Raw genomic sequence first — 17,932 nt, forward strand, 5'->3', positions numbered from 1 at the left:
CGCTGATCAGCTCACCTTGATCACAACCTTGCCAAACGCCCCTTTCGCCAGATGCTCATAGGCCTCGCGCGCCTGTTCGAATGGATAGACATGGTCGATCACCGGGCGAATGTCGTGCTCGGCGAGGAACACGTTCATCCGGTCGAACGATGAACGCGGTGCCACCGCAATGCCGCGAATGGTGGTCTGGCGGAAGATCAGCGGCATCAGGTTCAGCTCGACGGTCTGCCCTGTCAGAAAGCCAATCTGCGCTATCCGCCCCGAGGCCTTGGTCGCTGCTACCGACTGATTGATGCCATTGCCTCCCGCCACATCGAGCAGCAGGTCCACACCCTTGCCCTCGGTGAGTTTCAGCACCTCGTCCGCCCAGTTCGGCGTGCTGCGGTAGTTGATACCGGCGACCGCGCCCAGACGTTTTACCGCGTGCAGGTTTTCATCGCTGCTTGAGGTAGCGATGACTTTGGCGCCCAGCGCGGTGGCGATCTGCACGGCGAAAATCGATACGCCGCCGGTACCCTGCACCAACACAGTCTGGCCCGGTTGAATAGCGCCGAAATCCACCAGCGCATACCACGCAGTCAGTGCGGCGATCGGCAGTGTCGCCGCCTCTTCATCGCTCATGTTGGCCGGCGCGCCGACGGCGCTGTCCTGATGAATGATCATGTACTCGGCGAGGCCACCGGGCAGCGGCGAACCGAAGCAATAATCCGGCTCGCTCGGCCCCGGCTCGCCATCCAACCAGCGCGAGTACAGATGTGAATTGACGCGGTCGCCAACCTTGAAACGAGTAACACCGGCGCCGATTGCAACTACGGTACCGGCGGCATCGCTCACCGGAATCAGCGGTTTCGGCACCAGGTGCGGCTCGTAGATACCGTCAACGATGGCCTTGTCGCGAAAATTCAGCGAGACCGCGCCGACCTTGACCAGCAGCTCGCCAGCCTTGGGCTGCGGGGTTTGCGTCTCGCCCAGTTGCAGATTGTCGAGCCCGAAATCTTTCAGTAACCACGCTTTCATGATGTGTCTCCAAATGCATTATTGGCCGCAAACCCTCAGCGGGCTTGCCTTGGGGCCATGATTGGCTTTTACATCAGCGCAATAAATGCTTGGAAACAGACATGATTGTTCTATTCTCAGGCAACAAATCCAGATACTGAAGCTCACCGGAAAAGTCATGGAATTACTGCAATCGATGCGCCTGTTCGCCCGACTGGCGGAGCTGGGCAGTTTCACCAAAGCCGCTGAGTCGCTGGACATCGGCCGGCCGCAGGTCACTCGCTATATTCAGGAACTGGAAACATCGCTGGGCGTGCGCCTCTTCCAGCGCACTACGAGGAAAGTCGCACTCACCGCCGAGGGTGAACTTTTCTATCAGCGGGTCCAGGAAATTCTGGCCGAGATCACCGCCGCCACCACAATGTTCGATCGCACCGGAGCCACGCTGTCCGGCCGCCTGCGCATCGACATTCCCACGGCGTTCGCGCAGCTGGAATTCATCAAAAGCCTGCGCGAATTCACCGACACCTACCCCGGCATCGATATGGTGCTGGGCGTCACCGATCGTGCGGTTGATCTGGTCGGCGAAGGCATCGACTGCGCGCTGCGCATCGGCGAGCTGCCCGACTCAACCCTGATCGCCCGCCCTATCGCCTTGGCGACCATGGTCACCTGCGCCGCGCCCGAATACCTGCGCGAGCACGGCACACCGGAAACGCTTGGAGATCTGGCGAACCATCAAGGCGTGAACTTTCTCTCGGGCCAGAACAACCGCACCTTGCCCTGGCAGTTTTCAGTTGAGGGCAAACAGAAATCCTACGTCAGCCGCCAAGGTATTACCGTCACCGAGTCGAACGCCTATGTGCAGTGTGGCGTGTCGGGCTTCGGCATTATTCAGGCACCGGGTATCGCGGTGGCAGAGCATCTGGCTAACGGTGCTCTGGTGGAAATTCTGCAACCGCTGCGCCCGCTGCCTCGGCCAGTGACGCTTTTGTACCCGAGCCGCACGCATTTGCCGGCGCAGGTGCAGGTGTTTATCGAATGGCTGCAGGTGCGGTTTGTGCAGTTGCATGGGGGGTGGGTGGTAGGTTGAATCTGGCTTTATCCCGCAGTTTCTGCAGCGTGCGCACCTAGGATTTAACACTGATCCCGCGAGCAGCAAAGACTTCACGCGCAGCCGTTATACCGTTCAAGGCGCTGGGAAATCCTGCGTATACGGTCATTTGCAAGATCACATCGACCACCGCCTCCGGTGTGCACCCGACGTTCAGGGCGCCGCCGATATGCACTTTCAGTTGTGGCTGTGCATTGCCCAGTGCGGTCAGTGCCGCAACGGTTGCCAGCTCACGAGTGCAGTGATCGAGCCCGGGGCGGGCGAAGACATCGCCGTAGGCAAAACTCAGAATCCAGTCCGCAAGCTCTGGAGCAGTATCCTTCAATGAATCAACCACTGCCTGCCCAGGTCCGCCAGTAATCTGCGTCAGAGCGGCTTCTCCGCGCGCTCGACGATCAGTCATGTCCACGGGCGCTGCCACACTGGTCACGCTTGCGCCAATCAATGTGGCGGGCAGCAAGCGGTTGAAACCGGGAAGTTTACGGATCATGGTGATGCTCCTTTTGCTCGAGTTGGTGATAGATCTGAATCTTGTTATCCAGAACCTCCAGGGACTGGCTCAACTGGCTGATCTGCGCTTGCACGTCCCGGCGATGCTGCTCGAGAAGCTCGCGGCGTTCTGCCAGGGTCGAGTCGCCTGATCGGCGCAGTTCGGCATACCGCAGCATTTGCTGGATCGGCATTCCGGTCGCCTTCAACCGGAGCAGAAACTCGGCCCACAGCACATCCTTCTCGGCGTACACCCGGTGGCCATTGCCACCGCGCCCAACCGGGTCGAACAGCCCGATGCGCTCGTAATAGCGGATCGTGTGAGCGCTCATATCAAGGCGCTTGGCCAACTGTGAAATTGTCAGTTCTGGATTCATGTCATCACCGTAAAGGTTTGAGCGTGCTCTAAGTCAATGGCTATTTTCAATCAGTTGGAATCAGACAAATCGCGGGCACTATCCGCGCGGTCCGTCGCTATCAGTCTCGACGGTTCAACCCCTGTTATATTCGCTTTACCAGATATATGACTATGCGTATATTCGGTTATCCGTATCCATTGCTCGGCAATCATCCCGCCGCCTTTCACCCTACGCGTCACGACATCCGCAAGCGCATCAGGCTCTTCGTTTTGGTCAAGACACAAGCTTCTGGAGGATGTATGACAGAACCCATGACCCCCACCACTTTGTTCAAGTGTCTGGCCGATGACACCCGGGCCAAAATTTCCCTGCTTGTCGTGCGCGAAGGCGAGTTGTGTGTATGCGAGCTGACGGCAGCACTCGACCTCAGTCAGCCGAAGATTTCTCGCCACTTGGCGCTGCTGCGCTCCGCCGGTTTGCTGCTGGATCGTCGCCAGGGTCAATGGGTGTACTACCGGCTGAATCCTGATGTGCCCGCGTGGGTGGCAGCAGTTCTGAAGGAAGTGGCAGACGCCAATCAGCCATGGCTGGAAACCGAGGCCAAGCGCCTGTGCTGCATGAGCGACCGACCGATCAATCAGGCCATGTGCAGCTGATTCATGCCCACCGGATCAACCACCCTGGCACTGCGCCTCAGTTTCTGAATCAAGGAATCGTCTGATGAAAATCTTGTTCATGTGCACCCACAACAGCTGCCGCAGCATTCTGTCCGAGGCGCTTTTCAACCATTTGGCGCCCGAGGGCGTAGACGCTGTCAGCTCAGGCAGCTTTCCCAGTGGCCGGGTGAATCAACGGGCACTGCAAACGCTGGAGGCGGCGGGTATTTCCACAGTGGGCTTGAGCAGCAAGGCTTCGGATGCTTTTGAGGGCTCGCCTCCGGACATCATGATCACCGTCTGTGATCGGGCTGCGGGAGAAGCATGCCCGATCTTTTTCGGCCCAGCCCTGAAGGCGCATTGGGGTCTGGCCGACCCGTCTGAGGCTAGCGGGTCGGAAGCCGAGATCACCGCAGCGTTTGAAAGCACACTGGCCAAAATCCAGGAACGCGTGAGTGCTTTTCTCGCACTGCCGCTCAAGGCCATGAGCCCTGACCAACTGCAAGCTGAACTGAACCGCATCGGTTCGCTTTAAAGATCAACCGAGGCGGCACCCAACCAGGCGCCGCCGTAGGAGCTTATATGCAAGACACATTGCCAAACGTACACGCCGACCTGATCGACATTCCTACGCTGGAGCAGCTGTCTCCGCGTAATCCTTCGCCCCACAAACCTCGCATTTTGCTGCTATACGGATCGACGCGAGAGCGCTCGTTCAGTCGTCTGGTCACGCAAGAAGCGGCACGCCTGCTGAATGAGTTTGGCGCCGAAACCAGGATTTTTGACCCTGCGGGTCTGCCGCTGCCTGATGACGCACCCGACACGCATCCCAAAGTCGTGGAACTGCGCAAGCTGATGCAATGGTCAGAGGGTCAGGTGTGGTGCTCTCCTGAGCGTCACGGTTCCATGAGTGCCGTGTTCAAAGCGCAGATCGACTGGGTTCCGCTGGCGCTGGGCGCTGTACGACCTACGCAAGGCAAAACCCTCGCTGTGATGCAGGTCTGCGGCGGCTCGCAGTCCTTCAACGTGGTCAATCAGTTGCGGGTACTTGGCCGCTGGATGCGGATGTTCACCATCCCGAACCAGTCTTCCGTGGCCAAGGCGTTCACCGAGTTCGATGAAGCGGGTCGCATGAAGCCTTCTTCGTACTACGACCGCTTGGTGGACGTGATGGAAGAATTGATGAAGTTCACGCTGCTCTTGCGCGATCGTCAGGATTACCTGGTCGACCGTTATTCCGAGCGCAAGGAATCCGCCGAAGAGCTGTCCAGACGAGTCAACCAGCGTTCAATTTGATACCTGTGTGCGGAAACGGTATGAGCGCACCACGATCTTTCACACGTTGAGGCCTTTGCGCCGGGAGGATGCTGGTGAGTCAGAATTCGACACTTGATGTTGTGGTCATTGGTGGTGGTCAATCCGCGCTGACAGTCGCCTATTTTTTGAAGCGCACAGGCTTGTCTTACGTGCTGCTCGATGCCGAGCCGGGACCGGGAGGCGCCTGGCGGCATGGCTGGGATTCGCTGCGACTCTTCTCGCCGTCGGCATGGAGCTCGATTGCAGGCTGGCCGATGCCGGCCATAACCGAGGGGACGCCCGGGCGGGACGATGTTGTCGAATACCTGACTCAGTACGAGCGCCGGTATGACTTCCCCATCATCCGCTCCACGCGGGTGACCGGTGTCGAGAAGATCGAAGGCGGGTTGCGCGTTATCTCAAAGGACAATTACTGGGACGCCAAAGCGGTTATCAGTGCAACAGGCACCTGGAGCCGCCCGTTCGTACCGGACTATCCCGGCCAGGCGTTGTTTGCAGGCAGGCAGCTTCATTCCGCTCATTACGTCGGGCCGAACGGGTTTGCGGGTAAAAACGTCCTTGTCGTCGGTGGCGGCAACTCCGGCGCCCAGATTTACGCCGAGGTCTCCAAAGTGGCTCAGGCAACCTGGGTCACGCAACAGGCCCCAACGTTCTTACCTGATGAGGTGGATGGACGCGTCCTGTTCGAACGCGCTACTGCTCGACTGAAGGCGCAGCAGGATGGCGTGGAGCCTCAACAGCCCGTTGGAGGGCTGGGCGACATCGTCATGGTGCCGCCGGTGAAGGAAGCTCGCGAACGCGGTGTACTGAACGCAGTACGGCCGTTCACGCGTTTTACTTCGACGGGGGTTGTGTGGTCATCGGGCATCGAGACAAAGGTGGACGCTGTCATCTGGTGCACGGGTTTTGCTCCGGCGCTCGACCACCTGAACAACCTGGGCGTTGTAGGCCGGGATGGCAAAGTGATTGTGGACGAAAGCCGAAGCGTTGCGATGCCCGAACTGTGGCTGGTGGGTTATGGCGACTGGACGGGGCTCGCTTCTGCCACATTGATCGGCGTAACCCGCACCGCCCGGGATGTAGTCAGGCAAGTGCAAAGCTATCTCACTGGCGGAACCTGATTGCTCGCGGCGCCGTGAAGCCATAAGGTCGCTAGCCTGTAAATCATCTTCAGCGAGCAGAATCAGGCAAGTCGCCAACAGTATCCGCCTAACGCCGACACCGCCCTGCCCCCTAATCTGAACCCATGCAGAACACACCACTGCAACGGGTTAACCAGATACGGATCTGAACGACCCGGACCTCAATCTCAACTTGACCGGAGTCACCGCCATGAAAACTGTAAGCCAACTGATCGCCGTCGCCACTTTCGCCCTCAGCGCCAGCGCATTCGCCGTACCGAGCAATCAGGAAGATCGTTTCTTCACCCAGGTCAACGAACCACAGCAGACTGTTGCTGCCGATGGCTCGGAACGTACGCCGCAGGGTCAGGCTCTGGCTGAAAACGGCCGCAACCGCCTCGAGGAAAAAGGCCTGGCGGAGGACGGTTATGACAAGACCCCACAAGGCCAGGCCATCGCTGCCGACGGCTCAGACCGCACCTCAATGGGCCAGGCCCTCGCCGCTGATGGATCAGACCGGACCCTAGGTCGTCGCGCAGCATAAGCGCGTGTCGCTGAAACAAGAAAAGTCCTGCAGGTTTGAAACCTTCAGGACTTTTCCGCTTTTCGGGGCCAGCGCAGGACAACTCGATCCACAACCCTATTGATAGGAACAGGCAATACTCCGATCCGATTCGGCATCGTCCGCCAGCGTTATCCGACCTAGCATGGCCTCTCCAATTGCCTGCTGGAGTACAGATCCATGAAGACCCTTTTCATCACCGGTGTCAGCAGCGGCTTCGGCCAAGCGCTGGCCAAGGAAGCACTTGCCCAGGGCCATAAGATCATCGGCACAGTGCGCAGCGAATCCGCGCTGGCAGCCTTCGAAGCGCTGTCGCCCGAACGCGCTCATGGGGTGGTGCTGGACGTTACCGATTTCGATGCCATCGATGGGGTGGTTGCGGCAGTGGAGGATCGCCACGGCCCGGTGGAGGTGCTGGTCAACAACGCAGGTTATGGCCACGAGGGGATTTTTGAAGAGTCATCGCTGCAGGAAATGCGCCGCCAGTTCGACGTCAACGTGTTTGGCGCAGTGGCGGTGACCAAGGCGTTTGTCCCGTATTTCCGCCAGCGCCGCGCGGGGCATATCCTCAATATCACTTCGATGGGCGGCCATATCACCATGCCCGGGATCGCCTATTACTGCGGCAGCAAGTTTGCGCTTGAAGGGATCTCCGACACCTTGAGCAAGGAGCTTGCGCCCTTCAATATTTTTGTCACCGCTGTGGCGCCGGGGTCATTTCGCACCGACTGGGCAGGCCGCTCGATGCAACGCACGCCGCGTAGCATCAGTGACTACGACGCAAGCTTCGATCCGGTGCGCAAGGCCCGGGAGGAGAAAAGCGGCCAGCAGCTGGGCGATCCGCTGAAAGCTGCACGGGCCATGCTGACCATCATCGACAGTCCAGATCCGCCGGCTCACCTGCTATTGGGCAGTGATGCGCTGGCGCTGGTGCGTGACAAGTTGCAGCAGACGGCGGAGAGTATTGAGCAATGGGCAGCGCTTAGTCGTTCGACGGATGGCTGAAAGATCAAAAGCACCCTCACCCCAGCCCTCTCCCGGAGGGAGAGGGAGCCGATCGCGGGTGGATTCAACTCCTGAGCCTGCCTCGAAGATTTCCGCAGGGCTTATTACGCTAGAACAGCGCGGTCAGCATTCGGCGCGATATTTCAGGTCGGCAGATCCCGATCAAACACCACGGTCAGTCCCCTCTCCCTCTGGGAGAGGGAGCCGATCGCGGGTGGATTCAACTCCTGAGCCTGCCTCGAAGATTTCCGCAGGGCTTATTACGCTAGAACAGCGCGGTCAGCATTCGGCGCGATATTTGAGGTCGGCAGATCCCGATCAAACACCACGGTCAGTCCCCTCTCCCTCTGGGAGAGGGAGCCGATCGCGGGTGGATTCAACTCCTGAGCCTGCCTCGAAGATTTCCGCAGGGCTTATTGCGCTAGAACAGCGCGGTCAGCATTCGGCGCGATATTTCAGGTCGGCAGATCCCGATCAAACACCACGGTCAGTCCCCTCTCCCTCTGGGAGAGGGAGCCGATCGCGGGTGGATTCAACTCCTGAGCCTGCCTCGAAGATTTCCGCAGGGCTTATTACGCTAGAACAGCGCGGTCAGCATTCGGCGCGATATTTCAGGTCGGCAGATCCCGATCAAACACCACGGTCAGTCCCCTCTCCCTCTGGGAGAGGGCTAGGGTGAGGGCTCTGTCTGACACCCCGCCAATCAGCCAGACAGGTTCAAACGCGCCTTTTCACAAGGAAACCCACAGCCCATGCCGAAACCGAAAGACCCAATCACAGCGCGCATGGTCCAGCTAATGAGCCAGCTCGCCCCGCTGGAAGGTTACAACCTGAGCCCGCTGGACGATGTACGTTTCCTGCGTTCCAACCGACCGCTGACCCGCACGCCGGTGCTGTATGAACCGGGCATCGTCATCCTCTGTCAGGGGCGTAAACGCGGTTACCTCGGCGATGAAATCTACGTCTACGACGCTCAGCACTATCTGGTGGTGTCGGTGCCGGTACCCTTCACCATGGAAACCGACGCCAGCGAAGCCGAGCCAATGCTCGCGGTGTACGTACGTCTGGATTTCGCCCTGGCTGGCGAGCTGATTCAGCAAGTGGATGAGCTGTGGGATTTCCCCACAGCGCAGCCGATGGGCATGTACGCCTCGCCTCTCGACGAACCGCTACGCCAATCGACCCTGCGCTTTCTTGAAGTGATGAGCAACGATGCCGACGCGCAAATCCTCGGCCCGGCGATGCTGCGCGAGCTCTACTACCGTATCCTCACCGGCGAACAAGGTGGCACCCTGCGCGCCGCCATCGCCCAACAAGGCCAGTTCGGCAAGGTGACCCGCGCCATCCACAAGATCCACAGCTGTTATCACCAGCATCTCGACGTAGAGACCCTGGCAGAGGAAGCGCAGATGAGCGTGCCGAATTTTCACCTGCACTTTCGCAAGGTTACCGATTCCTCGCCGATGCAGTATCTGAAGTCGACGCGTTTGCACCAGGCGCGATTGCTGATGCTGCGTAACGACCTGACCGCGGCAAAATCTGCGTTTCTGGTCGGTTACGAAAGCGCCTCGCAATTCAGCCGCGACTTCAAACGCCTCTTCGGCCGCACACCGCTAGCGGAAGTGGCGTGGATGAAAACGGCCTATGCGCTGCCGGCACCGACGAGTGCTTCGCCGTTTGTGTCGTCGCACTGATTTTCAGTGCCACGCTCCGCGCACTTATTGCAGCAAATTCCCCGTTCGCATAGTGCTTGCCCCCTCCTGCGTTTCCTCGCCCAATCATGCAGGTCAGCCACCTGCATCAGGATGGGATCATGAACACCACAGCCATTCCCGAAGGTTTTACTCCGTTCACCCGCAGCAGTCCGTTGCTGGATCTGCTCGGCCCGATCTACGCCAGGGGTCAGGGGCTGCACTTGGAACTGGGTTTACTGACCGACTCCCGCCACGCCAATGGCCGTGGCACTTTGCATGGCGGTGTATTGGCGACACTGGCGGACGTGGGCATGGGTTACGCCATGGCCTTTTCCAGCGATCCGCCGCAGCCGTTGATCACGGCGAGCATGACCCTGGATTATCTCGGCGCGGTGCAAATCAACGAGTGGCTCGAAGTGCGTCTTGAGCACTCCAGAAAGGGCCGCCAATTGGCGTTTGCTGGCGTCAGTCTGCACGTCGGTGAGCGAACGGTTGCGCGCGCCAGTGCCGTGTTCGCCGTGCCGATGAATTGAATCGACTGACTCGACTCATCGTCACATCTGGACGGCAGGCCGGGATTTGCCGCCCCGCCCGCACGGTCATTACCTTGAAGGCATTGTGTTCGCCATCGTCACCCCATACGCAGCCAGAAGCATATCCGCCGCCCGCTCACCAATAACGACACACGGCGCCATCGTGTTGCCAACGGTAATGCGCGGCATGATCGAGGCATCTGCAACGCGCAGCCCGTCGATCCCGTACACGCGTAATTGGTGGTCAACCACCGACAGCGCATCGCGGCCCATTTTTGCCGTGCACGACAGGTGCCAGTAGGTCACGGCCGAATTGCGGATGAACTGTTCCATAGCGCGACGCTCTCTGGGACCGGGCACGACTTCGCGCTTGATCAGCGCATTGAATGCCTGGCTGTTGCCGAGTGCGCGGCACAGTTCGATCGACGCATGGGCTGCGGCCATGTCCTCGGGCTCGCTCAGGGAGTTCGGCTCAATGATCGGTGCATCCAGCGGCCCAGCACCCGACAACCGCAAGCGCCCACGACTGGCCGGTCTGGCCAGCCCGGCGAACATGGTCCAGCCATGCTCCGGCGGCTCGATGGCGACCTCAGGCGGAGACGGTACCGCGAATGCCAACTGGCACTGCAACAGGTCCGGGGCTTCCAGGCGGCTGTCGCTTTTCCAGTACAAGGTGGTTTCGCATCCACTGCCCGCGACGGCCTGGGGTTTTCGATACTCCCACGTGCAAGCGAACGCCAGATGATCCTGCAAATTCTCGCCCACACCGGGTAGATGAACGACCGGTGCGATGCCGTGTTTTCGCAGTTCATCCGCCGGGCCGATGCCCGACTGCATGAGCACTTTCGGTGATTGCACCGCGCCCATGGACAGGATGACTTCTGCTGCGGCATGAAAGCAGCGCCGCTCGCCGGCAATCAACACTTCGACACCGACGGCCCGGGTGCCGACCAGCAAAACGCGAGTCACTAAGGCTCCGGTCAGCACCGTCAGGTCGGGACAATGCAACCTTGGCTGGATGTAGGCGTCGTAAACCGATTCGCGCTTGCCCTGTTTGATGCGCAGGTCGGTGACAGCGATCCCACCTGCGCCTTCCATCATCTCGCCATTGGGACTGTCGAATCGGGGGATGCCCAGATCGCTGGCCGCCTCCAGCGTTGCCCACGCAAGGGGTTGAGGCGTGGCCGGCTGTTCGACATGTACCGGCCCACCTGAACCACGCCGAGTGGCGTCCGGGCTGCCTTGCCAGTTTTCGATCCTGCGGTAGTAATCGAGAACCGATGCGTAGCCCCAGGCCGGGTCGCCAGACTCGGCAGCAAAATGCTCCCAATCGGCGCGATGGCCGCGCGACCAGACCATCACGTTGATGCTCGAACCTCCACCGAGCCCCTTGCCCATGCTCAGCGGGAGCCGTCGACCGTTGAGGCGTGGATCGGATTGCCCCTCGAATGCCCAGTCGCGCGCGGAGCCGAGGTTCAGCGGCCATTGCGCCGGTTCGGTCACCTCGGGGCCTGAGTAACCTTCGCCGGCTTCAATCAGCAGAACCCGTGCGCCTGACTGATCGGCAAGCCGCGCAGCGACCACGCAGCCCGACGTGCCGGCACCACAGACAATGAAGTCATAGTCGTGATCGCTCCGAGGATTCATACGCCCGCTCACCTTCGATGCCGCGATCACTGCTCAGCAACGCTGTGCACGGCTTTGAGAATCACTGCGGCGACCTCGGCCGGCTGCGATTGCTGCGGGACATGGCTGGCGTGTACCTCTGCAAGGGTCGCACCGATACGCTTGGCGGCAGACCGCTGGACGTCGGGATGAATCATCCGGTCTTCGGTAGCGAGCAGGTACCAGGACGGCTTGGTTTTCCAGGCCGAAGCGGTGGTTTTATCTTCGAAAGCCGAGGCCTTGATCGGCCCCTGTGTGGCGGTCATGACGGCGGTCTGCGCGGCCGGCAGATCCTGAGCGAAATCCTTGGCCATGCCTTCAGCGGTGAGATAGAGGAAGCCGTTACCGTCGGCCTTGATCTGACTGATGCCCGGCGGCGTCGGCGCACCTTTGCCCTGTTCGCCACTGGTTTGCCCGGCGTCTGGCGCGAAGGCGGCGACATACACCAGCGCGCTGACTTTCTGATCGTTACCGGCTTCGGTGATCACCGTGCCGCCCCAGGAGTGACCGACCAGCACCACCTTGCCCTGCTGGTTGTTCAGCGCGCGGCGCGTGGCGGCAACGTCATCGGCCAGCGAGGTGAGCGGATTTTGCACAACGGTAACGGCCACGCCTTTGGCTTGCAGCAGTGGCACCACTTTGGCCCAGTCGGAACCGTCGGCGAAGGCGCCGTGTACGATCACCACCGAAGGCGTTGTATCCTGCGCGTGGCTGGCGCCGGCCATGAAGGTACTGGCCAGGGCAAAGGCGACGGTGGCGAATTTCGATTTGATTGTTTTCATTGGATGAGCTCCTGTTCGGGAGTTCAGAGTGTGCTGGCCGGCCTGCGATGTGGGCATCGGTCAATTATCCGACCCCGGGGCATTTTTCATGGATAGTGGCTTGCAACTGGACATCTCACTGGACGGCGCACTGGCAACCATCGCCCAGGTCGGTGACCTCAGCATGGGGCAACCGCTCGGTCACTCCCGGCGCGTTGCCGCTTTGGCGCGGATGCTCGCGCAGGCATGCCACGGCGCCGGTGAGCATCTGCAGGTTGCAGAGCAGATTGCCTTGCTGCGCTGGTCTGGGTGCACGGCCAACGCCGAAGGCTTTGCCGACCTGCTGGGTGACGACGTCGATGGTCGCCGCGCAATGCTCGATCTGACCCTGGGCAATGAGCAGATGAACGCGGTGCATCAGGCAACCCCGCTGGCCGTGGTGCACTGTGAAGTGTCCGGTGCAATCGCCAAAACCCTCCAGCTCGGAACCGCCGTCGAAGCGGGCCTGTGTCGGGTGTTCGAAACCTACGACGGCACTGGCCGACCGCTCGGCGTGGCGCATGAACATATTCCGGAGGTGGCCTATCAGGTGGTCATGGCCGGTGATCTGGATATTCTCACTCGCGCTCACGGTCTGGACGCGGCGTTGCGCTGGATCAACGAGCAGTCGGATCGGCGCTATCCAGCGTCGCTGGTGTCGTTGCTGGTGGCCAATGCCAAGGCCTGGCTGGCGGATCTGGAAACGCTTTCCACCAAAGTTGAACCCGCGCCTGAGCAGCGTCGTGTCTCGCTGACTTTGGTCGGAGACGTCATTGACTTGAAGCTGCCATGGCTGGCCGGGCATTCGCGTCAGGTCGCGCATGTTGCCGTGGAAGCTGCGCGCCTGTGGGGGCTGGGTGAGCCGGCTTTGGCAAACATTGGCAAGTCCGCGCTGATTTACGGTCTCGGCCGCGCAGCCGTTTCCAATCACCTATGGAATAGCCCGGGGTCGCTGCCCTACGGTGCGGCAGAGCGAGTGCGGCTGGTGCCTTACTGGACGCAACAGGCGCTCCGACCGGTTCCTGAACTGGCCGCGCCCGCCGAAATAGCCACCCACGCGTATGAACGGCTCGATGGCAGCGGCTATTTTCGCGGCGTGGCCGGTGATGCACTGAATGCCGAACATCGGCTGTTCGCCACCTCGGTCGCCTGGGTAGCGTTGAGGCAAGCCCGGCCATGGCGAACAGCCCACGACGAAGCCGCAGCAGCCACGCTACTCAAACAGGATGCTGGCCGTGGTCTGTTCGATAACGATGTCTGCGAAGCGGTCATTGCCGCCGCCAGTGGCGAGCGCCGCCTGCGGCAGCCCAAGCCTTCGCTGCTGACAGCCCGTGAGTGCCGCATTCTTCTGGAGATCAGCCGTGGCGCCAGCAACAAACAAGTCGCGCTACTGTTGGATATCAGTCCGAGCACGGTACGCACGCACATGGAAAGCATCTTTCGCAAATTGCAATGCTCGACCCGTGCAGCCGCCACTCTGAAGGGGCTGACACTGGGCTTGATCGCCTGAGCCCTGCGCCGGGTCAAGCCTGATCAGCCTGACTGGCGCGCGCCAACTCAATGAATGCCCTGGCGGCCGCAGAGGGATTGCGGCGGTTCGGGTAGTACAGGCACAACCTGTCTCGGGGCGGGGTCCAGTCCTTGAGTACCTGCACGAACTCGCCGCTGCGGATTTCGTCACGAACGTCCTGCTCCATGAAAAAGCCCAGCCCCATATCCGCCTGCACCGCCACCTTGACCACGCTCGATTCATCCAGGGTCAGCGGCCCGTTCACATCCAGACGAATGACTTCGCCGTCGCGCTCGAAATACCAAGGGAAAATCGCCCCGTTCGGCAGTCGCACACGGATGCATCGATGCCCGGGCAGATCGGACGGCGAGCGCGGTTTGCCGTGTTGTGCAAAATACCCCGGCGAACCGACCACCGCGTACCGTTGCGGCGGGCCGACAGGCACCACAATCACATCGTTGGGCACCAGGCCTGCCGAGCGCACGCCGAAATCGAAGCCGTCAGCCACGATATCCACCAGGCGCCCTTCGGTCACAAGGTCAATGTGGACTTTCGGATGCTGCTGCAAAAACTCGATCACCAGTGGCAGCAGCGCCGAACGCGCAGCGCTGGCGAATGCGTTGATGCGCAGCGTTCCCGAGGGTCCGGCGTTTTGCGAGCGCACTGCATCCAGTGCCGCGCGCAAATCCTGCAAGGCTGGCCCCACTTGCTCGAGAAACACCTTGCCCGCTTCGGTGATGGCAACGCTGCGGGTGGTGCGGTTGAACAGGCGCGATTCGAGGCGCGCTTCCAGTTGCGCAATGGTGTTGCTCAGCGCGGTGGTCGAAACGTCGAGATCAATGGCAGCCTGGCGGAACGACCCCCTGCGTGCCACCGCTATAACGGCATCCAGTTCATTAAGGGCTAAGCGATCCTGGGCCATGGATTGTCCTGTTTTACGGGATAGGTCATTACGATTTGTCCCAGTTGAACAAACTATCTGCAGCGCAGCAAGATGACTCCAGACCATCAATCAGGAGTCAGGCAATGAACCTTCAACCTTCCAACGTCGTGCAAACGTATCTCACGGTCACCGACGAGAAAAAAATCTCCGACGCAATCCATCAATTCGTCGCGCTGGAGATTTCGCCATGCTGAATTCAGGATTGACTGGCAAGCGGGTCCTCGTCACCGGCGGCACCAAGGGAATCGGCAAAGCAGTGGTCGAGTGGTTCCTGGCCGAGGACGCAAAGGTCATCACCTCGGCTCGGCAAGTGGAGGTCGAAATGCCGGGCGCACTGCTGGTTGCGGCTGATCTTTCGACACGGGAAGGTTGTGACGCACTCATCGCTGCGGTCCAACAGCAACTGGGCGGCGTCGACATAGTGATCCATGTCCTGGGTGGCTCGTCGGCCCCCGGTGGTGGTTTTGCGGCGCTGGACGAGGAACAGTGGCAACGCGAGCTCAACCTGAATCTGCTGCCGGCGGTGCGCCTTGATCGCGCCCTGCTGCCGGACATGCTCGAGCGTCGTAATGGCGTGGTGATCCATGTCACATCCATCCAGAGTAGGCTGCCACTGCCGGAATCAACGACGGCGTACGCGGCGGCCAAGGCTGCGCTGTCGACCTACAGCAAAAGCCTGTCGAAAGAAGTGTCACCCAAGGGGGTTCGCGTCGTGCGGGTCTCGCCGGGCTGGGTTGAAACCGAAGCGTCGGTGGCATTCGCCGAGCGACTCGCGCAGGAGGCAGGCACTGACTATCAAGGTGGCAAGGACATCATCATGCAGGCCCTGGGCGGTATCCCGCTCGGCCGCCCGTCGACGCCAGTTGAAGTGGCTGAGCTGATCGGGTTCCTGGCATCGCCGCGAGCAGCGTCGATCACCGGGAGTGAATTTGTGATCGACGGCGGCACCATCCCGACCATTTAGCCGCCAGTCTGCGGGTCATGGACGACCCGCAGAATCCGCACAGCACGTCTACATCCGATGCTGCTCCAGCAAAAAATCCACAAACAAGCGCACCCGCACCGGCATCGCCGCGCCGCCGACGAACACCGCATGAATCGGTTCCTCATCGCCCGGGTTAAACACTTGCAGCAGCGGGATCAGCGTGCCGCGCTGCAAGTCTTCCCTGACGGTGAACTCGCCAATCCGCGCAACGCCTGCGCCGAGTCTGGCGAACTGGGCCAGTGCTTCGCCGCTGCTGCATTCGATGTTGCCGCTGACTTTCAGCGAGAACTCCTTGCCGTCGCGGATGAACGGCCAGTTGGCTTCGGCGCGGCGGAAGTTGAAGCGCAGGCAGTTGTGCTTGAGCAGGTCTTCGGGTTGCTGAGGCGTGCCATGACGTTCCAGATAGTCGGGCGATGCCACGACCACCTGGCCGGTGTGGCCGAGCCGGCGGGCGGTCAACGGGCTGTCGGGCAGATGGCCGAAGCGTATGGCGACGTCAGCTTGGCCGGCGAGGATGTCGACGACTTCGTCGCCAAGGCTGAGGTCGACGACGATGTTCGGGTAACGGGCGGTGAAGGCTGCGACCAGCGGCACAATGGTCAGCCTTCCATGGCCAAGGGCGGCACTGACACGCAAGCGGCCCTTGGGTACGCCCTGATCGGTGATGGCCCCTTCCACTTCGTCCATGTCGGCGAGAATCCGCCGGGCACCGCGCAGGAAGGCCTCGCCCTCGGCGGTAAAAGTGAGTGCGCGGGTGGTGCGCAGCAGCAAGCGGGTACCAAGTCGTTGTTCCGCGCGGGCGATGATCCGACTGACCGCCGAAGGCGTCAGTCCCAGCGCACGCGCAGCAGCTGAGAGACTGCCCTCCTGCGCCACGGTGACGAACACGCTCATTTCCCCTGACCTGCCGTTGAAGTCCATTCGTGCCTCTTGCGCAAAGGTGATTGCCAAAATCGCCATCTACCGCCTGGAAACCATGGATCGTAGCATTGGCGGCATAGATGAGGAGACTTTCCATGCGTATCAATCCACCACTTGTTGCACTCGCTGTCGGCGCCTTTGGCATCGGCGTCACCGAGTTCGCGCCGATGGGCATGTTGCCCGGCATCGCCGCCGATCTCGGCGTTTCCATTCCCGCTGCGGGGTTGCTGGTCAGTGCCTACGCCTTGGGCGTGCTGCTCGGCGCGCCGCTGATGACCCTGACCACTGGCAAGATCCCCCGGCGCTATCTGCTGATCGGGCTGATGGCGATTTTCACCCTGGGTAACCTGATGTCGGCGCTGGCCACCGATTACTCCAGCCTGATGGTCGCCCGAGTGATCACCTCGCTCAATCACGGCGCATTCTTCGGAGTGGGCTCTGTGGTCGCCGCCAGCGTGGTCGCGCCGGAAAAACGCGCCGGCGCAGTCGCGGCGATGTTCATGGGCCTGACCCTGGCGACCATTGGCGGTGTGCCGCTGGCAGCCTGGTTCGGTGAGCTGTTCGGCTGGCGCACGGCGTTCTGGGGCATTACCGGCCTCGGTGTGCTGACCATGATCGCCTTGTGGTTCGCCCTGCCCAATCTGAAAGCAGAGCAAGGCGCGGGTGCGCTGGCAGAAATACGGGTATTGGGCCGCGGTCCGGTGTTGGCCGCGCTGGCCCTGACCGTGGTCGGCTCAAGTGCGATGTTCACCGTATTCACCTACATCGCGCCGATCCTCAGCAGCGAGACCCATGCCTCCGCCGCGTTCATCACCGCCATGCTGGTGTTGTTCGGAATCGGTTTGACGCTGGGCAACATGTGGGGTGGCAAGGCTGCCGACCGTTCGATCGACCGCACCCTGATCGTGTCGCTGAGCGCATTGATTGTGGTGTTGCTGGCGTTCACGGTGCTGATGCGCTGGCCGCTGCCGGCCGCCGTGGCCATTCTGATCTGGGGTATCGCCAGTTTCGCCCTGGTGCCACCGCTGCAAATGCGCGTGATGGAAGCGGCCAAGGACGCGCCGAATCTGGCTTCGGCGGTGAACATCGGTGCCTTCAATTTCGGCAACGCGATCGGCGCGGCGCTGGGTGGCGCGGTGATCAATGCCGGGCTGGGTTATCCGGCGATTTCCCTGGCCGGCGCGGCGATGGCTGGTCTGGGGTTGCTGATGGTGCTGACGTTCGCCTGGCGCTCCAGAGCCAGTGCCGCTGCGCTGGCGTAA

General features: G+C 61.0%; 19 protein-coding genes. 12 read left to right on the forward strand and 7 right to left on the reverse strand.

Translation table 11 applies throughout. The features are described 5' to 3' along the window. Nucleotides 1–6 precede the first annotated feature (6 nt). Nucleotides 7–1,017, reverse strand: a complete 1,011-nt coding sequence (locus ACV8MC_RS21945; RefSeq protein ID WP_236169206.1) for a zinc-dependent alcohol dehydrogenase family protein — start codon at nucleotides 1,015–1,017, stop codon at nucleotides 7–9. A 157-nt stretch (nucleotides 1,018–1,174) separates the two neighbouring features. On the opposite strand from ACV8MC_RS21945, the gene ACV8MC_RS21950 reads away from it, so the two are divergent. Then, nucleotides 1,175–2,089, forward strand: coding sequence for a LysR family transcriptional regulator (locus ACV8MC_RS21950; RefSeq protein WP_056784938.1), 915 nt, complete (start codon nucleotides 1,175–1,177; stop codon nucleotides 2,087–2,089). A gap of 37 nt (nucleotides 2,090–2,126) precedes the next feature. Here the strand turns inward: ACV8MC_RS21950 and ACV8MC_RS21955 are convergent, their stop codons facing one another. Both ACV8MC_RS21955 and ACV8MC_RS21960 read right to left on the reverse strand, forming a co-directional pair. Further along, the gene (locus tag ACV8MC_RS21955) at nucleotides 2,127–2,519 is read right to left on the reverse strand and encodes a carboxymuconolactone decarboxylase family protein (RefSeq protein ID WP_370593534.1); all 393 of its coding nucleotides are present in this window, start codon (nucleotides 2,517–2,519) and stop codon (nucleotides 2,127–2,129) included. A 70-nt stretch (nucleotides 2,520–2,589) separates the two neighbouring features. Further along, nucleotides 2,590–2,976 (reverse strand): MerR family transcriptional regulator, encoded by a 387-nt coding sequence (locus tag ACV8MC_RS21960; protein WP_457263463.1) that lies wholly within the window; start codon nucleotides 2,974–2,976, stop codon nucleotides 2,590–2,592. Between the two features lie 281 nt (nucleotides 2,977–3,257). Here ACV8MC_RS21960 and ACV8MC_RS21965 point away from each other — a divergent pair, with 281 nt between their 5' ends. The 8 genes from ACV8MC_RS21965 to ACV8MC_RS22000 all read left to right on the forward strand — a co-directional run bounded on the left by ACV8MC_RS21965 (nucleotide 3,258) and on the right by ACV8MC_RS22000 (nucleotide 9,846). Then, a complete protein-coding gene (locus tag ACV8MC_RS21965; protein ID WP_056784934.1) occupies nucleotides 3,258–3,614 on the forward strand; it encodes a metalloregulator ArsR/SmtB family transcription factor in 357 nt (118 codons plus the stop codon). 64 nt (nucleotides 3,615–3,678) lie between these two features. Further along, nucleotides 3,679–4,149, forward strand: a complete 471-nt coding sequence (locus ACV8MC_RS21970; RefSeq protein ID WP_457263465.1) for an arsenate reductase ArsC — start codon at nucleotides 3,679–3,681, stop codon at nucleotides 4,147–4,149. Between the two features lie 47 nt (nucleotides 4,150–4,196). Next, nucleotides 4,197–4,910, forward strand: coding sequence for an arsenical resistance protein ArsH (arsH, locus tag ACV8MC_RS21975; protein WP_457263467.1), 714 nt, complete (start codon nucleotides 4,197–4,199; stop codon nucleotides 4,908–4,910). 68 nt (nucleotides 4,911–4,978) lie between these two features. Beyond that, complete coding sequence (locus ACV8MC_RS21980) at nucleotides 4,979–6,052, forward strand: ArsO family NAD(P)H-dependent flavin-containing monooxygenase (protein ID WP_457263468.1); 1,074 nt, start codon at nucleotides 4,979–4,981, stop codon at nucleotides 6,050–6,052. A 211-nt stretch (nucleotides 6,053–6,263) separates the two neighbouring features. Next, nucleotides 6,264–6,596, forward strand: coding sequence for a hypothetical protein (locus ACV8MC_RS21985; RefSeq protein WP_323621009.1), 333 nt, complete (start codon nucleotides 6,264–6,266; stop codon nucleotides 6,594–6,596). Between the two features lie 198 nt (nucleotides 6,597–6,794). Further along, complete coding sequence (locus tag ACV8MC_RS21990; protein ID WP_252883625.1) at nucleotides 6,795–7,619, forward strand: oxidoreductase; 825 nt, start codon at nucleotides 6,795–6,797, stop codon at nucleotides 7,617–7,619. A 752-nt stretch (nucleotides 7,620–8,371) separates the two neighbouring features. Next, nucleotides 8,372–9,313 (forward strand): AraC family transcriptional regulator, encoded by a 942-nt coding sequence (locus tag ACV8MC_RS21995; protein ID WP_252883624.1) that lies wholly within the window; start codon nucleotides 8,372–8,374, stop codon nucleotides 9,311–9,313. A gap of 119 nt (nucleotides 9,314–9,432) precedes the next feature. Then, a complete protein-coding gene (locus tag ACV8MC_RS22000; RefSeq protein WP_056784917.1) occupies nucleotides 9,433–9,846 on the forward strand; it encodes a PaaI family thioesterase in 414 nt (137 codons plus the stop codon). Nucleotides 9,847–9,915: 69 nt separating this feature from the next. Here ACV8MC_RS22000 and ACV8MC_RS22005 read toward each other — a convergent pair whose 3' ends face one another. Together ACV8MC_RS22005 and ACV8MC_RS22010 are read right to left on the reverse strand one after the other, a co-directional pair. Continuing rightward, nucleotides 9,916–11,493 carry a GMC family oxidoreductase gene (locus ACV8MC_RS22005; protein WP_457263470.1) on the reverse strand — a complete coding sequence of 526 codons (1,578 nt, stop codon included), beginning with the start codon at nucleotides 11,491–11,493 and terminating at the stop codon, nucleotides 9,916–9,918. Nucleotides 11,494–11,519: 26 nt separating this feature from the next. Then, complete coding sequence (locus ACV8MC_RS22010) at nucleotides 11,520–12,293, reverse strand: alpha/beta hydrolase (RefSeq protein WP_122746497.1); 774 nt, start codon at nucleotides 12,291–12,293, stop codon at nucleotides 11,520–11,522. A gap of 88 nt (nucleotides 12,294–12,381) precedes the next feature. Here ACV8MC_RS22010 and ACV8MC_RS22015 point away from each other — a divergent pair, with 88 nt between their 5' ends. After that, the gene (locus tag ACV8MC_RS22015) at nucleotides 12,382–13,821 is read left to right on the forward strand and encodes an HD domain-containing phosphohydrolase (protein WP_457263472.1); all 1,440 of its coding nucleotides are present in this window, start codon (nucleotides 12,382–12,384) and stop codon (nucleotides 13,819–13,821) included. Between the two features lie 13 nt (nucleotides 13,822–13,834). Here ACV8MC_RS22015 and ACV8MC_RS22020 read toward each other — a convergent pair whose 3' ends face one another. Further along, nucleotides 13,835–14,743, reverse strand: a complete 909-nt coding sequence (locus ACV8MC_RS22020) for a LysR substrate-binding domain-containing protein (RefSeq protein ID WP_457263474.1) — start codon at nucleotides 14,741–14,743, stop codon at nucleotides 13,835–13,837. Between the two features lie 208 nt (nucleotides 14,744–14,951). Here ACV8MC_RS22020 and ACV8MC_RS22025 point away from each other — a divergent pair, with 208 nt between their 5' ends. Then, nucleotides 14,952–15,728, forward strand: coding sequence for an SDR family oxidoreductase (locus ACV8MC_RS22025; RefSeq protein WP_457263475.1), 777 nt, complete (start codon nucleotides 14,952–14,954; stop codon nucleotides 15,726–15,728). Nucleotides 15,729–15,776: 48 nt separating this feature from the next. On the opposite strand, the gene ACV8MC_RS22030 is transcribed toward ACV8MC_RS22025, so the two are convergent. After that, nucleotides 15,777–16,670, reverse strand: a complete 894-nt coding sequence (locus ACV8MC_RS22030; RefSeq protein WP_252885809.1) for a LysR family transcriptional regulator — start codon at nucleotides 16,668–16,670, stop codon at nucleotides 15,777–15,779. A gap of 95 nt (nucleotides 16,671–16,765) precedes the next feature. Between ACV8MC_RS22030 and ACV8MC_RS22035 the strand changes: the two genes are divergently transcribed. Next, entirely contained in the window at nucleotides 16,766–17,932 is a 1,167-nt protein-coding gene (locus ACV8MC_RS22035) for an MFS transporter (RefSeq protein ID WP_041480537.1), read from the forward strand.

It is taken from the genome of Pseudomonas sp. PK-RTE-24 (assembly GCF_054052265.1).

Coding starts and splice junctions, on each gene's coding strand:
- ACV8MC_RS22015 (WP_457263472.1), top strand. CDS start 12,382: ATGGATAGTGGCTTGCAACTGGACATCTCACTGGACGGCGCACTGGCA.
- ACV8MC_RS22005 (WP_457263470.1), bottom strand. CDS start 11,493: ATGAATCCTCGGAGCGATCACGACTATGACTTCATTGTCTGTGGTGCC.
- ACV8MC_RS21960 (WP_457263463.1), bottom strand. CDS start 2,976: ATGAATCCAGAACTGACAATTTCACAGTTGGCCAAGCGCCTTGATATG.
- ACV8MC_RS22020 (WP_457263474.1), bottom strand. CDS start 14,743: ATGGCCCAGGATCGCTTAGCCCTTAATGAACTGGATGCCGTTATAGCG.
- ACV8MC_RS21950 (WP_056784938.1), top strand. CDS start 1,175: ATGGAATTACTGCAATCGATGCGCCTGTTCGCCCGACTGGCGGAGCTG.
- ACV8MC_RS21980 (WP_457263468.1), top strand. CDS start 4,979: ATGCTGGTGAGTCAGAATTCGACACTTGATGTTGTGGTCATTGGTGGT.
- ACV8MC_RS21995 (WP_252883624.1), top strand. CDS start 8,372: ATGCCGAAACCGAAAGACCCAATCACAGCGCGCATGGTCCAGCTAATG.
- arsH (WP_457263467.1), top strand. CDS start 4,197: ATGCAAGACACATTGCCAAACGTACACGCCGACCTGATCGACATTCCT.
- ACV8MC_RS22000 (WP_056784917.1), top strand. CDS start 9,433: ATGAACACCACAGCCATTCCCGAAGGTTTTACTCCGTTCACCCGCAGC.
- ACV8MC_RS22025 (WP_457263475.1), top strand. CDS start 14,952: ATGCTGAATTCAGGATTGACTGGCAAGCGGGTCCTCGTCACCGGCGGC.
- ACV8MC_RS22035 (WP_041480537.1), top strand. CDS start 16,766: ATGCGTATCAATCCACCACTTGTTGCACTCGCTGTCGGCGCCTTTGGC.
- ACV8MC_RS21970 (WP_457263465.1), top strand. CDS start 3,679: ATGAAAATCTTGTTCATGTGCACCCACAACAGCTGCCGCAGCATTCTG.
- ACV8MC_RS22010 (WP_122746497.1), bottom strand. CDS start 12,293: ATGAAAACAATCAAATCGAAATTCGCCACCGTCGCCTTTGCCCTGGCC.
- ACV8MC_RS21945 (WP_236169206.1), bottom strand. CDS start 1,017: ATGAAAGCGTGGTTACTGAAAGATTTCGGGCTCGACAATCTGCAACTG.
- ACV8MC_RS21965 (WP_056784934.1), top strand. CDS start 3,258: ATGACAGAACCCATGACCCCCACCACTTTGTTCAAGTGTCTGGCCGAT.
- ACV8MC_RS22030 (WP_252885809.1), bottom strand. CDS start 16,670: ATGGACTTCAACGGCAGGTCAGGGGAAATGAGCGTGTTCGTCACCGTG.
- ACV8MC_RS21990 (WP_252883625.1), top strand. CDS start 6,795: ATGAAGACCCTTTTCATCACCGGTGTCAGCAGCGGCTTCGGCCAAGCG.
- ACV8MC_RS21985 (WP_323621009.1), top strand. CDS start 6,264: ATGAAAACTGTAAGCCAACTGATCGCCGTCGCCACTTTCGCCCTCAGC.